At 71.9% G+C, this 12433-nt stretch carries 14 protein-coding genes, 1 pseudogene and 1 riboswitch; of the genes and pseudogenes, 12 read left to right on the plus strand and 3 right to left on the minus strand.

Going from position 1 to position 12433, the window contains the following annotated elements; genetic code table 11:
- Positions 1 to 4 precede the first annotated feature (4 nt).
- Genes ACYVJ3_RS05555 through ACYVJ3_RS05565 form a run of 3 tightly spaced genes read left to right on the plus strand, consistent with a single transcriptional unit; the run spans position 5 to position 1847 of the window.
- Complete coding sequence (locus tag ACYVJ3_RS05555) at positions 5 to 607, plus strand: hypothetical protein (protein WP_460851526.1); 603 nt, start codon at positions 5 to 7, stop codon at positions 605 to 607.
- Positions 604 to 1269, plus strand: coding sequence for a hypothetical protein (locus ACYVJ3_RS05560; protein WP_460851527.1), 666 nt, complete (start codon positions 604 to 606; stop codon positions 1267 to 1269). The genes ACYVJ3_RS05555 and ACYVJ3_RS05560 overlap by 4 nt, the downstream gene beginning before the upstream one ends.
- The gene (locus ACYVJ3_RS05565; RefSeq protein ID WP_460851528.1) at positions 1266 to 1847 is read left to right on the plus strand and encodes a hypothetical protein; all 582 of its coding nucleotides are present in this window, start codon (positions 1266 to 1268) and stop codon (positions 1845 to 1847) included. The genes ACYVJ3_RS05560 and ACYVJ3_RS05565 overlap by 4 nt, the downstream gene beginning before the upstream one ends.
- Here ACYVJ3_RS05565 and ACYVJ3_RS05570 read toward each other — a convergent pair.
- Both ACYVJ3_RS05570 and ACYVJ3_RS05575 read right to left on the minus strand, forming a co-directional pair.
- Positions 1783 to 3051, minus strand: coding sequence for a hypothetical protein (locus ACYVJ3_RS05570; RefSeq protein WP_460851529.1), 1269 nt, complete (start codon positions 3049 to 3051; stop codon positions 1783 to 1785). The two genes, ACYVJ3_RS05565 and ACYVJ3_RS05570, sit on opposite strands and share 65 nt — an antisense overlap.
- Before the next feature lie 21 nt (positions 3052 to 3072).
- A complete protein-coding gene (locus ACYVJ3_RS05575) occupies positions 3073 to 3732 on the minus strand; it encodes a YdeI/OmpD-associated family protein (protein ID WP_460851531.1) in 660 nt (219 codons plus the stop codon).
- Positions 3733 to 3781: 49 nt separating this feature from the next.
- Between ACYVJ3_RS05575 and ACYVJ3_RS05580 the strand changes: the two genes are divergently transcribed.
- The 8 genes and pseudogenes from ACYVJ3_RS05580 to thiC all read left to right on the plus strand — a co-directional run bounded on the left by ACYVJ3_RS05580 (position 3782) and on the right by thiC (position 10467).
- Positions 3782 to 4618 carry an arylamine N-acetyltransferase family protein gene (locus ACYVJ3_RS05580; RefSeq protein ID WP_460851532.1) on the plus strand — a complete coding sequence of 279 codons (837 nt, stop codon included), beginning with the start codon at positions 3782 to 3784 and terminating at the stop codon, positions 4616 to 4618.
- Between the two features lie 40 nt (positions 4619 to 4658).
- Positions 4659 to 4769: riboswitch (TPP riboswitch) on the plus strand.
- A 23-nt stretch (positions 4770 to 4792) separates the two neighbouring features.
- A complete protein-coding gene (locus tag ACYVJ3_RS05585) occupies positions 4793 to 5362 on the plus strand; it encodes a thiamine phosphate synthase (RefSeq protein ID WP_460851711.1) in 570 nt (189 codons plus the stop codon).
- 8 nt (positions 5363 to 5370) lie between these two features.
- A pseudogene (locus ACYVJ3_RS05590) lies at positions 5371 to 6297 on the plus strand (FAD-dependent oxidoreductase); the annotation flags it as partial.
- Positions 6298 to 6413: 116 nt separating this feature from the next.
- Positions 6414 to 6605, plus strand: a complete 192-nt coding sequence (thiS, locus tag ACYVJ3_RS05595; protein WP_460851534.1) for a sulfur carrier protein ThiS — start codon at positions 6414 to 6416, stop codon at positions 6603 to 6605.
- Position 6606: 1 nt separating this feature from the next.
- Entirely contained in the window at positions 6607 to 7362 is a 756-nt protein-coding gene (locus ACYVJ3_RS05600) for a thiazole synthase (protein ID WP_460851712.1), read from the plus strand.
- Positions 7359 to 8090, plus strand: coding sequence for a thiamine phosphate synthase (locus ACYVJ3_RS05605; protein ID WP_460851535.1), 732 nt, complete (start codon positions 7359 to 7361; stop codon positions 8088 to 8090). Before ACYVJ3_RS05600 ends, ACYVJ3_RS05605 begins: the two co-directional genes overlap by 4 nt.
- Complete coding sequence (gene thiD / locus ACYVJ3_RS05610) at positions 8087 to 8779, plus strand: bifunctional hydroxymethylpyrimidine kinase/phosphomethylpyrimidine kinase (RefSeq protein WP_460851537.1); 693 nt, start codon at positions 8087 to 8089, stop codon at positions 8777 to 8779. The genes ACYVJ3_RS05605 and thiD overlap by 4 nt, the downstream gene beginning before the upstream one ends.
- Positions 8776 to 10467 (plus strand): phosphomethylpyrimidine synthase ThiC, encoded by a 1692-nt coding sequence (gene thiC / locus ACYVJ3_RS05615; RefSeq protein ID WP_460851538.1) that lies wholly within the window; start codon positions 8776 to 8778, stop codon positions 10465 to 10467. Before thiD ends, thiC begins: the two co-directional genes overlap by 4 nt.
- Here the strand turns inward: thiC and ACYVJ3_RS05620 are convergent.
- Positions 10452 to 11393: an alpha/beta fold hydrolase gene (locus ACYVJ3_RS05620; protein WP_460851539.1), complete on the minus strand. Its 942-nt coding sequence runs from the start codon at positions 11391 to 11393 to the stop codon at positions 10452 to 10454. The genes thiC and ACYVJ3_RS05620 overlap by 16 nt on opposite strands.
- A gap of 69 nt (positions 11394 to 11462) precedes the next feature.
- On the opposite strand from ACYVJ3_RS05620, the gene ACYVJ3_RS05625 reads away from it, so the two are divergent.
- Positions 11463 to 12263, plus strand: a complete 801-nt coding sequence (locus ACYVJ3_RS05625; RefSeq protein WP_460851540.1) for an esterase/lipase family protein — start codon at positions 11463 to 11465, stop codon at positions 12261 to 12263.
- The last annotated feature ends 170 nt before the right edge of the window (positions 12264 to 12433 follow it).

Consider the following 12433-nt stretch of genomic DNA (forward strand, 5'->3'; position numbering starts at 1 on the left):
TCGCGTGAGCGCCGCTCGGAAACGACTCGCCCTGCTCGGCGTGCTGCTGGCGCTGGTGGCGGTGCTCGGTGGGACCGCCCTCCTCGGCGGCTTCCGGACCGTCGCGTCCGCACCCGTGACCGAGCGTGTCGCCGGGGAGCAGTTCACGGTCGGGCCCTACCGCATCGCGCTCGGCACGGCGGTGAGCACGCCCGACCTCGACGCGTACCTCGACAAGGGCGAGGTACGACCCCGGCTGCTGCTGATCCCGGTGAAGGTGTCGACGACCGCGACGAGCTTCACCGACTCCAGCCAGCTGGCGTCGGTGCTCACCCCGATCGGTGCGGGCGCCGCGACCGATCCCGATGGCGAGGTCACGACGGGCACGCTCCGGATGGCCGCGGACAGCACGTCGGTCTACGACCTCAACCCGGGCCTCACCTACGACCTGGTGCTGAAGTTCGAGCAGGATCCGAAGTGGACCGGCGACCGGATCACCGTCGACGTCGAGCGCCTGAAGTGGCTGCAGGACGATCCGACCGGCGTGAACCCGCAGCGCTGGCTCTACACGGGCAGGACGGCCAGCCGGGTCGAGCTGCCGGTGACGTTGCTGGGTGGTGCCTCGTGAGGGCGCGCCTGCTCGCGGTGCTGGTGACGGTGGTCGCGATCGGGGCCGCGGCCCTGGTCGTGTGGGTCGCCCCGCCCGAAGGCGCGGCCGAGGCGCCCTTCTTCGAGCACGGCAAGCTGCGCGAGACGGTCCGGCTGGAGTACGCCGACGTCACGGCCACCCAGGTCGCGACCGCCGACCAGCTCGACGACTCCGGCGATGCCGTTATCCCGGCCGGCACCTTCCTGGTCGTCGACGTCGAGGTCGTCGCACGGCACCAGGCCGCTGACCTCGAAGGCGTGTACCTGCGTGATGCGGGCGGCCGGCTGTACGCCGCCGCGCAGGACGCCGGCTGCACCGAGCCCGGTGTGGACAACTACCCGACGGCGGTCCGGTTCTACGCCCGCTTCTGCTTCGACGTGCCCCAGCGCGCGCTGCCGGGCGTCGAGCTGCTGGTCGCGCGCAGCAAGGGTGAGCGCGCGAACCCGGACTGGCGTCGCGACGACGTCGCGGCGATCGACCTGGGCATCTCCTCCTCGGAGGCCTCCGCGCTCTGGGACGCCGACGACGTGCTCCCTGCCGAGGACGGCGGGATCGAGGAGCCCGATGCCGACATCCACCGTCCGACCGAGCCCGGCGAGGCCGACCCGATGATCCCGAGCGGACAGGGGGCGGCCTCGTGAAGCGATGGTGGCGGCGCAACCGCCTGTGGCTGGCCGTGCTGCCGGTCGCCGGCGGCGCTCTCGCGGTCGCCGGTTCGCAGCGGGTGCACGACTACTACGACCAGCAGCCGTTCCACCACCGCGTGGCACAGGGCGAGATCGGCGACGACGTCAAGGTCGCGCAGTCGTGGGACGGTCCCGGGGACAAGACGGTGTGGCGGCGCTTCGACGTACGCCTGGTCGGGGTGGATCCGATCGGCGGGATCCCGCAGGACTACGGCAACCCCGAGCCGCTGCCGAGGGGCGCCGCGGCGTACGCCGTGCACCTGGCCTTCGACGCCCAGCGCGCGTACGACCTCGGCGACTGCGACATCGTGCTCGTGGACGCCGACGGCAACCGCTACGGCGTCGGGTCGGACCCCACGTCGCAGTTCGACCCGTGCGAGCGCACCGACGACTCCGATGTCCCCGACGACCAGCTGCCCGAGCAGTGGGAGGTGACGGCGAACGTGCTGACCGCCGCGGGTGCCGACATCAGGCAGGTGTGGCTGACGTTCCGGACGCCGCGTCCCGACTACGTCGTGCTTCGTCTGCGATAGCCGTCGCGGCCGGCAGCACCAGCCACTCGGTCGCCGCCGCCAGCAGCGGCGCGATCAGCACGGCGCTGAGCGCGAGACCGACGGCCTGCTCGTAGGTCGAGAAGCTGAGGTAGGTCCACTTCTCGGTCGGGCCGACGACCCAGCGCACCAGGTGCGAGAACCAGAAGGGCATCCGGGCGGCGACCAGGAAGATCGCGCTGAACACCGCGATCGTCGCGAAGCCCGTGCGGAAGACCATGGTCACGCCGTGCCAGAAGACCGCCCAGCGATCCATGATGTCGTCGAAGAGGGTGTCGCCGATCTCCTGGATGACGTGGCCGGCACGCTTGAGCGGCAGGTCGGCCGGTGCGGGCGCCGGGATCAGCTTGTGGCCGAGGACGACCGCGGAGACCGCGAGCCAGGCGGCCGGCACGATCAGGACCAGCTCGAACTGGCTGAACACGAACATGACGGCCGAGACCACGCCATCGACCGGGCCGGCGATGAAGCCCAGGGAGTCGATGAAGCGCTCGTAGCCGTCGTGGATGCCGACCCACACCCGGCGCTGCGACAGCCAGCCGCTGAAGTCCGCGAAGCCGCTCTTGACCTGGTTGACCAGCTGCGCGGTGTAGTAGGTCTCGACGAGCGCGCCCAGGATGGCCAGCGCGAAGAAGCCGGTGCGGCTCTCGATCATGCCGAGCAGCCAGCGCACGACCCACGACACGATCACGATCACGATGACGGTGCGGAGCGGGTACCAGCCGAGGCGGCTCTCGATGTCGTAGTGGCCGCTGAAGATGTTGCTCAGCTCGTCGAAGGCGGCGCTGTTGAAGAAGCGGTTGAAGTCCTCGTCGTGCAGGCCGAGCGCGGCGTAGACGGTGAGGAACGGGATGAGCACACCCACCGCGACGTCGACCAGGCGTCGCTCGCGGTGGACGTTCGGGGCGTCGGGCGCGTGCACCGCGTCGGCGGCGCTGGCGCGCGGGAGCGAGCCGCGGCAGATGTCCAGCATGCCGATGACCGGCAGCAGGTAGCCGAGCGGCGCCGCGATGAGCAGCAGCTGGGCGACGAAGGAGTTCCAGTCGCTGACCTTGACCGCCGCCCAGAGGGAAGCCTCACGCATCGCCATGCCGAACAGGGCCAGGGCGAGCAGGGCGGGCCAGTGGGCGCGCAGCAGTCGCCCGGTCGTCACCAGGATCCGTGGAATGGCCCCGAGGTTGGTCACGGACGACACCCTAGGTGGTGCTCAGGCCTCGGCGGCGGCTGCGGCGGCGCGCTCGACCCACCTCGGGGGCGTGCCGTAGCGCTGGCTGGGGATCATCCGGCCGTTCGCGCAGTCGTCGATCAGCTGCTGGATCCGGCGCTCGCGGGTCGCCTCCTGCTTGGCGGTGACCACCCAGCTCGCGCAGAGCGCGCGGTAGGACGGGGTGGCGATCTGCCAGAAGGCCGTCGCCTTGGCGTTCGCGGCCAGGCGTTCGGCGTACGCCGGCGGGAGCTGGGGCTTGTCCTTCTGCTCGTAGGCGTGGACGGTGGACTCGCGTCGCTGCTCCCAGATCGCCAGGCCGGGCGGACGGATCCGGCCCTCGGCGCGGAGCTTGTCGAACAGGGCGAGGTTGACCTTGGACCAGTTGCTCGTCCGCTTGCGCGGGGTCCAGCGCTGGCGGATCGCGTCGTCGTCGATGCGCTCGATCTTGGAGTCGATCCAGCCCCAGCACAGCGCCTCGGGGACGGCCTGCTCCCAGGTGAGGCCGCGGTCGGCGACGTGCTTCTTGTTCAGGCCCATCCACAGCTCGGTGGCCGTGTCGTGGTGGCGCTCGAGCCACGCCGCGAACTCACCGGCATCGCGGAAGAATCGGGCGGGGCGGTCCGTCGTACCTCCGAGCGTGCCGGGCTCGTCGTCGTGCATGGAGGCAGCGTGCCACGCGGGACCGACAGCCATCTCCTACGCTGGCGGCGTGACGGACAGCCTGACCGACGGGTGGCAGGTCGACGAGCTCGACCTGGACGCCTATCTCGCGCGGCTCGGCATCGAGGCGCAGGAGCCCAGCGTGGTCGCGCTCGGCGAGCTGCACGAGGCGCACGTGCGGGCCTTCACGTTCGACAACATCGACGTGCTGCTCGACCAGCACCGCGGCGTCGCGCTGCCGGCGGTGGCGGAGAAGTTCCTCGGCCGCGGCCGCGGCGGCTACTGCTTCGAGCACTCCACGCTGATGGCGGCGGCGCTCGAGCGGCTGGGCTACGTCGTACGCCGCCAGCTCGGCCGGGTCGACCTGCCGCACGCCACCGGCGCGCGCACGCACCTCACGGTGGGGGTGCTGCTGGGGGAGCGGTGGTGGCTGTGCGACCCGGGCTTCGGGATGAGCCTGATCCGGCCGATCCCGCTGGAGGACGGTCGCGAGGCAGACCACTACGGCTGGCGGAGCCGGGTCGTCGCGGCGCCCGCGGTCGGCGGCTTCGAGCTGCACCGTGAGCGCGACGGCGGCTGGCAGCGGCTGCACACGATCGACCTGCTGTCGGTCGTGCCGATGGATGTCGTCGCCGGCCACCACTTCACCAGCACCTTCCCGACCTCCCACTTCCGCGCACGGCTGATGGTCGCCAAGTACGTCGGCGATCGGCACGTGACGCTGACCCCCGACGCGCTCACGATCCGACGGGCGGGTGAGTCGACCGAGCACCGGCCGCTCTCGCCGGTCGAGGTGGCGGAGGGGCTCGACGAGCTCGGCGTACCGCTGACCCACGACGAGCACGAGCGGGTCATGGAGAAGGTGCACGCCTACGTCCGGGCCTGACGGCTCGGCGGCTCGCCGCTCGGTCGGCTGCTAAGGTCGGACCCATCCACACGGGAGTCCGCGGCAGCGGGCTGAGAGGGAGCTATCGCCGCTCCGACCGTTGAACCTGATCCGGCTCATACCGGCGAAGGAACGTGAAGGAGCTTGGCCTTGTTGCCGAGGTTGATGTGCTTGGTGTCGTCCGCGGACGACCTCACGCTGCTGCCCTCGCTGGTGTCCGCGGGCGTCGACTGCTTCCAGGTGCGGGACAAGTCGCTGTCCGGCCGGGCGCTGGTCGCGCTGACGACGCGGGTCCTCGCTGCGGGCGCGACCGTCGTGGTGAACGACCGCGCCGACGTGGCGTTGGCCGCCGGAGCGCACGGCGTGCACCTGGGGGCCGCTGACGTCGACCCCCGCTCGGTGCGCCGGTTCGCGGCGTCGCTGATGGTGGGGGTGACCTGCCGGGACGAGAACGCGGTCCGGGCCGCGCGGGCGGCCGGTGCGGACTACGCCGGGGTCGGGCCGGTCTTCTCGTCGTCGTCGAAGGCGGGCCTTCCGGCGGCCCTCGGCCTGAGCGGGCTCGGCTCGGCCGTCGCGGGTGGCCTGCCGGTGATCGGGATCGGCGGGATCACGGCTGCCTCGGCGGGAGACGTGGTGGCCGCGGGTGCTCGTGGGGTGGCGGTGATCGGGGGTATCTGGGGGACTCCGGATCCGGTCGCGTCCGCCCGGTCGCTGGCGGCCGCCCTGGAAGGGGTGGGCTCGTGAGGGTGCGGGTGCTCGGCGCGGGGATCATCGGGCTGGCGTGTGCGTGGGAGCTCCAGGGCCGCGGCCACTCGGTGACGGTGGTCGATCCGGCGCCCGGGTCGGGGGCGTCGTACGCCGCCGCCGGGATGCTCTCGCCCGCCGGCGAGCTGTGGCACGGCGAGGCCGCGATGTTCCGGCTGGGGCTGGCGTCCGCCGCTTCGTGGCCTTCGTTCGCGTCGGCGTTGGGGGTGCCGCTGCTCGCGTCGGGGACGGTGCTCGCTGCTGCGGACCACGGCGACCTGCAGGAGATCGACCGGCAGGTCGGGCTGCTGGCTGCGTCCGGTGTCGCGGTCGAGTCGTGTGGTCGGCGGGAGCTGTTGGCCCGCGAGCCCGGCCTGGGGCGGGTCGTCGGTGGGGCATTGCTTCCGGACGACCACTCGGTCGATCCGCGGGCTGTGGTCGCCGCGCTGCTGGAGCGGGTGGAGGCTGTCGGTTTGGATACGTCGCTCGCCAGCGCTCGCTCCTACTCAACCAACGGTGGGTTCGACGTGACGGTCGTGGCGACGGGCGCGCGGCTGCCGGCGCCGTACGACGACCTGGTGCGTCCGGTGCGCGGGGAGATCGTCCGCGTGGGGCTGTCCGCGGGACGGCCCGCGGGGACCGTGCGGGCGCTGGTCCACGGCGAGCCGGTCTACCTGGTGCCGAGGGCGGACTCCGACGAGGTCGTCATCGGGGCGACGTCGGAGGAGCACGACGGGCCTCCGGTCGCGACCGTGGAGGGCGTGGCCCGGTTGCTCACCGCGGCCCGCGAGCTGTTCCCCGGGCTGGATCGGGCCGAGGTGCGGGAGGCGATCGCGCGGGACCGGCCCGGTACGCCGGACAACCTGCCGCTGATCGGTCAGGTCTCGACCGGGCCGACCACCGACGAGCGGGTCGTGCTGGCTGCCGGCCACTTCCGGCACGGCGTGCTCCTGGCGCCGCTGACCGCCCGCCTGGTGGCGGATGCCGTCGAGGGTGCGGACGTGGATCCCGCGGTGGATCCGCGGCGCTTCGAGCTCGAGGGGAGTGCGGTGTGAACGTGGTCGTCAACGGTGAGGAGCGCTCGGTGGCTGCGGGTGCGGTGGTCGCTGACGTCCTTCCGAAGGAGTGCCGCGGGATCGCGGTCGCGCTCAACTGGACCGTCGTGCCGCGCGCCGAGCACCGCTCGACAGCGCTGCGCGACGGGGACCGGGTCGAGATCGTGACGGCGGTGCAGGGTGGCTGACCTGGTGATCGCGGGCGAGACGCTCGTGTCTCGGTTGTTCCTCGGGACCGGTGGGTTGCCGCGGCCCGAGCTGGTCGAGCCGGTCGTCGCGGCGGCCGCCCCGGGGCTGGTGACGGTGTCGATGCGGCGTACGTCCGGAACGTCGGCCGGCGGGCTCCTCGGCACGCTGACGCGGCTCGGGGTGAGGGTGCTGCCGAACACGGCCGGCTGCCGGTCGGCGCAGGAGGCGGTGCTGACCGCCGAGCTGGCGCGCGAGGCCCTCGGGACGTCGTGGGTCAAGCTCGAGGTGATCGGCGACGAGGTGTCGCTGATGCCGGACGCGGTCGAGCTGCTCGAGGCCGCCTCGATGCTGGTACGCCGCGGCTTCGTGGTGCTGCCCTACACGACCGACGACCCGGTGCTCGCCCGGCGACTGGCGGATGTCGGATGTGCCGCGGTGATGCCGCTGGGGTCGCCGATCGGATCCGGGCTCGGCGTGCTGAACCCGCATGCGATCGCCGCGGTGCGGGCGGCGGTGTCGGTGCCGGTCGTCCTGGACGCGGGTGTCGGGACGGCCTCGGACGCGGTCCTGGCGATGGAGCTGGGCTGTGACGCGGTGCTGGCCGCCTCTGCCGTGACGCGCGCCGAGGACCCGGTGATGATGGCGCGGGCGCTCCGGCTGGGTGTGGAGGCGGGCGCGGCCGCGCGAGCTGCGGGACGGATCCCGCGGCGGGCCGTGGCCCGGGCGTCCTCGCCGACGACGGGGCTGGTCTCGTGAGCCTCGGCGACCTCGGCGACCTCGACGACCTCGGCGACCTCGGCGACCTCGGCGACCTCGACGACCGGTGGCCCCGGCTGATGGTGCTGACCGACCGCTCCCAGCTCGCCCTGGGCCGCGGCCTGGTGCGCACGATCGCCGAGTGCGTGTCGGTCGGGTTGACCCACGTGGTGGTGCGCGAGCTGGATGAGCCGGAGACCGCGCGAGCGTCCCTCGTCGAGGCGCTCGTCGGCGTCGGCGCGACCGTCATCTCGGCCCGGACCCCGTTGCCGGGTGGGACCGCGGTCCACCTACCTGCTTGCATGCCTGCAAGGAGCGACCGTGACGACCTTGCTTGCATGCATGCAAGGAACCACCGCGACGACCTTGCATGCATGCAAGCAAGGAGCCACCACGACGACCTTGCATGCATGCAAGCAAGGAGCCCGCACCCCTGGGGCCGCTCGTGCCACTCCGTCGACCAGTTGCGGGCAGCGGCGGGGGAGGGGGCGGCGTACGCCTTCCTCAGCCCGTACGCCGACGGCGGCTCCAAGCCCGGCCGGACCCCGCTGCCGGCGGCCGCCTTCGCCGGCCACGCGATCCCGGTCTACGCCCTCGGCGGCATCACCCCGGCCAACGCCCGCGCGGCCCGCGAGGCGGGCGCGCACGGCGTCGCGGTGATGGGCGCCGTCATGGCCGCCGGCGACCCGGCACGGGTGGTCGAGCAGCTCCTGGAGGCCACCGCATGACCCCGCCCGTCGTCCTCGCCATCGCGGCGACCGACCCGAGCGGAGGCGCCGGGCTCGCGGCCGACCTCACGACGTTCGCCGCCGTCGGCGTGCACGGGACCTGCGTCGTCACGGCGGTCACCGTCCAGGACACGACGGCGGTCCACGCGATCCACCGGGTCCCGATCGAGATCGTCGAGCAGCAGCTCGATGCCGTCCTCGCCGACCTGCGCCCCCAGGTCGTCAAGACCGGGATGCTCGGGTCCGCCGAGGTCGTGCGCCTCGTCGCCGAGCGCTGCAAGGACCTCACCCTCGTCGTCGACCCCGTCCTCAGCGCCACCACCGGCGTGAGCTTCGCCGACGACGAGGTCGTCGCCGCCTACCGCGACCACCTCATCCCGGTCGCCACCGTCGCGACCCCCAACGCAGAGGAGCACGCACGCCTCGGCCACCCGGTCGGCCCGCACATCCACGTCACCCGCGGCGGACCGATCGACACCACCAATGACCACGGCACGGGCTGCACGTTCGGCTCGGCGCTCGCAGCGCACCTCGCGCACGGCGCCGACCTCCCCACGGCGGCAGCCCGTGCCGCGGCGTACGTCTCGCAGCAGCTGGACGTCGGCCGCACCTGGCGGATCGGTCGCGGTCGCGGCCCGGTTGCCCACCTGACCTCGACCAGCCCGTCCACCGATGGAGGAACCCCATGACCCAGCAAGTCCACCCCGCCCACACCCGCGTGCTGATCGGCGACCTGCAGGTCCCCGTCACGCGCGTCGCGCTGACCAACAGCGAGACCTTCGACCGCTACACGACCTCAGGCCCCGGCTCCGAGCCGGAGGTCGGCCTCCCGCTCCTGCGCCAGCAGTGGATCGAGGAGCGCGGCGACACCGAGGAGTACGACGGCCGCGAGGTACAGCTGCTCGACAACGGCCGCCAGGCGCTGCGGTCGGGCACGCACCGCGAGCAGTGGCAGGGCCGCGCCTACAAGCCCCGCCGTGCCCTCCCCGGCAAGAACCTGAGCCAGATGCACTACGCCAAGCAGGGCATCGTCACCCCGGAGATGGCGTACGTCGCCCAGCGTGAGGGCTGCCCCGAGGAGCTCGTCCGCAGCGAGGTCGCCGCTGGCCGCGCGATCATCCCGAACAACGTCAACCACCCCGAGTCCGAGCCGATGATCATCGGCCGCCGGTTCCTGGTGAAGGTCAACGCCAACATCGGCAACTCCGCCGTCACCAGCTCCATCGCCGAGGAGGTCGACAAGCTCACCCACGCGATCACCTGGGGCGCCGACACCGTCATGGACCTCAGCACCGGTGACGACATCCACACCACGCGCGAGTGGATCATCCGCAACAGCCCGGTCCCGATCGGCACGGTCCCGATCTACCAGGCGCTGGAGAAGGTCAACGGTGAGGCCGACAAGCTGACCTGGGAGATCTTCCGCGACACCGTCATCGAGCAGGCGGAGCAGGGCGTCGACTACATGACGATCCACGCCGGCGTGCTCCTGCGCTACGTCCCGCTGACCGCCAACCGGGTGACCGGCATCGTCTCCCGCGGCGGCTCGATCATGGCCGGCTGGTGCCTCGCCCACCACGAGGAGAACTTCCTCTACACGCACTTCGACGAGATCTGCGAGATCTTCCAGAAGTACGACGTGGCCTTCAGCCTCGGCGACGGCCTGCGCCCCGGCGCCACCGCCGACGCCAACGACGAGGCCCAGCTCGGCGAGCTGCGCACCCTCGCCGAGCTCACGAAGCGGGCCTGGGAGCACGACGTCCAGGTGATGGTCGAGGGCCCCGGCCACGTCCCGCTCAACCTGGTCCAGGAGAACGTCGAGATGCAGCAGGACTGGTGCCACGGCGCGCCGTTCTACACGCTCGGCCCGCTCGTCACCGACATCGCGCCCGGCTACGACCACATCACCAGCGCCATCGGTGCCGCGACGATCGCGATGCACGGAACGGCGATGCTCTGCTACGTCACCCCCAAGGAGCACCTCGGTCTCCCGAACAAGGACGACGTGAAGACCGGCGTGATCACCTACAAGCTCAGCGCCCACGCCGCTGACGTCGCCAAGGGCCACCCCAACGCCCGCGACTGGGACGACGCCCTGTCCAAGGCCCGCTTCGAGTTCCGCTGGCACGACCAGTTCGCGCTGAGCCTCGACCCTGTCACGGCCATGGCGTTCCACGACGAGACGCTGCCCGCGGAGAACGCCAAGACCGCGCACTTCTGCTCCATGTGCGGCCCGAAGTTCTGCTCGATGCGGATCAGCCAGGACGTCCGCGATCGCTTCGGTGCCGAGATGTCGGAGGAGGACGCCGCCCTCGGGATGAAGCAGAAGTCCGAGGAGTTCGTCGAGCTCGGCGCCAGCGTCTACGTCGAGGGCTGAACGCGACGCGAGGTCGCCCGGTCCGCCGTACGCCGGATCGCGCGGGCGAACGTCGTGTGCAGCTCGACGGGGAGGTCGTGGCCCATGCCGGCGATCAGGTGCAGCTCGGCACCGGGGACCGCCGCGGCCGTCGTACGTCCGCCGGAGATGTGGACCATCTTGTCGTCCATGCCGTGGAGCACCGAGACGGGCATGGTGAGCCGGCCGAGGTCGGCGGTGCGGTCGGGCTGGGTGAGCACGGCGAGCATCTGGCGCAGCACGCCGGCCTGGGAGACGCCGCGGTCGTGGGTGTCGGCGGCGCGTTTGGCCAGCTGCTCGTCGGTCGTCGGGTAGCCCGGGGAGCCGATCAGGTTCCACACCTTCACCGCGCCCTTGATGTAGGCCTCGCGGCTGGGGCCGCGGTTGATCAGCAGCGTCGGGATCAGCGACGGGTGCTGCCAGCCGGCCGAGCGGCGGCCCGTCGAGGACATGATCGAGGTCAGGCTGAGCACGCGCTGCGGCGCCTCGATCGCCATCGTCTGCGCGATCATGCCGCCCATCGATACGCCTGCGAGGTGCGCGGCGTCGATGCCGAGGTGGTCGAGTAGCCCGAAGGCGTCGGCGGCGAGGTCGGAGAGGGAGTACGGCGCCTTCACCCGTCGGCACAGGAACGCCCGCACGAGGTGGCTGGGCCCGACCTTGCCCTTGCTGCGCGTGGACTTGCCGGTGTCGCGGTTGTCGAAGCGGATCACGAAGAAGCCGAGCCGTGCGAGGTCCTCGCAGAGCAGCGGGTCCCACCACGTCATCGGGCCGCCGAGGCCCATCACCAGCAGCAGCGGCTCGTCCGCCGGATCGCCGTACGTCTGGTAGCAGAGCTCGAGGTCCGGCGACACCGGCGCGAACAGCTCGGGGGAGACCTGGACGGGGAGGGGCGTGGGACCGGTCATGCATCCAGTGTGACCGCTGATCCTCGGACGTCCGACATTTCGTGCTTGCTTCGGGCTAGCATCCGTGGCGTGAGTCACACTCTCGCTCCGTTCTTGCTGCCCGAGGGCTACGCCCGTCCGCGGCTCTCCGCGCTGCTGCACGAGCGCCGCGTGGTTGAGGAGGCCGGGCGCGCCGTCGTACGTCGCGGGGTGGGGCTCGTACGCCGACCCGTCGGTGGCGGCGACGCCGACCCGATCCTGCTCGTGCCCGGGTTCCTCGCGGGGGACTGGACGCTGGTCGGCCTGGCGGAGCGGCTGCGCCGGGAGGGCTTCCGCACCTACCGCTCCTCGATCCACGCGAACGTCTCGTGCACGATCAACGCCGCCGCGATCGTCGAGTCGCGGCTCGAGTCGATCGTGGCGCGGCGTGGTCAGCGCGTCCAGATCGTGGGTCACTCGCTCGGCGGCATGATCGCGCGCGGTCTCGTCGTACGCCGCCCCGACCTGGTCGCGGGAGTGGTCACCATGGGCTCCCCGATGGCGGCGCCCGCCGCGCACCACGGACTGCTCACCAGCGGCGTACGCCTGCTGAACCGCATGAGCGAGGCCGGCATCCCCGGGGTCATGTCGGCCGACTGCGTCGCCGGTCGCTGCGCCCACCTGAGCTTCTCGGAGTCGCGCGAGCCGTTGCGCGGCAACGTGGCGATGACCAACATCTACTCCCGCCGCGACGGCATCGTCGACTGGCGTGCCTGCATCGACCGCCAGGGCACGGCCGTCGAGGTCCTCGCCTCGCACATCGGCATGGCCTTCGACCCGCGGGTCGGCGACGAGGTCGTGTCGGCTCTTCTGGCCCAGCGGGGTGGTGGGTCGCTCGAGGCGACTGGCTAGCTCGTTGGTTGAGTAGGTGCGAGCGCCAGCGAGCGCCGTATCGAACTAGCTCGTTGGTTGAGTAGGTGCGAGCGCCAGCGAGCGCCGTATCGAAACCAACCTCCGTCGATGGTCTCGATACGTCCTCGCCCAGCGGCTCGGACTACTCGACCAGCGAAGATACGTCCTCG

The organism is Nocardioides montaniterrae (genome assembly GCF_054782655.1).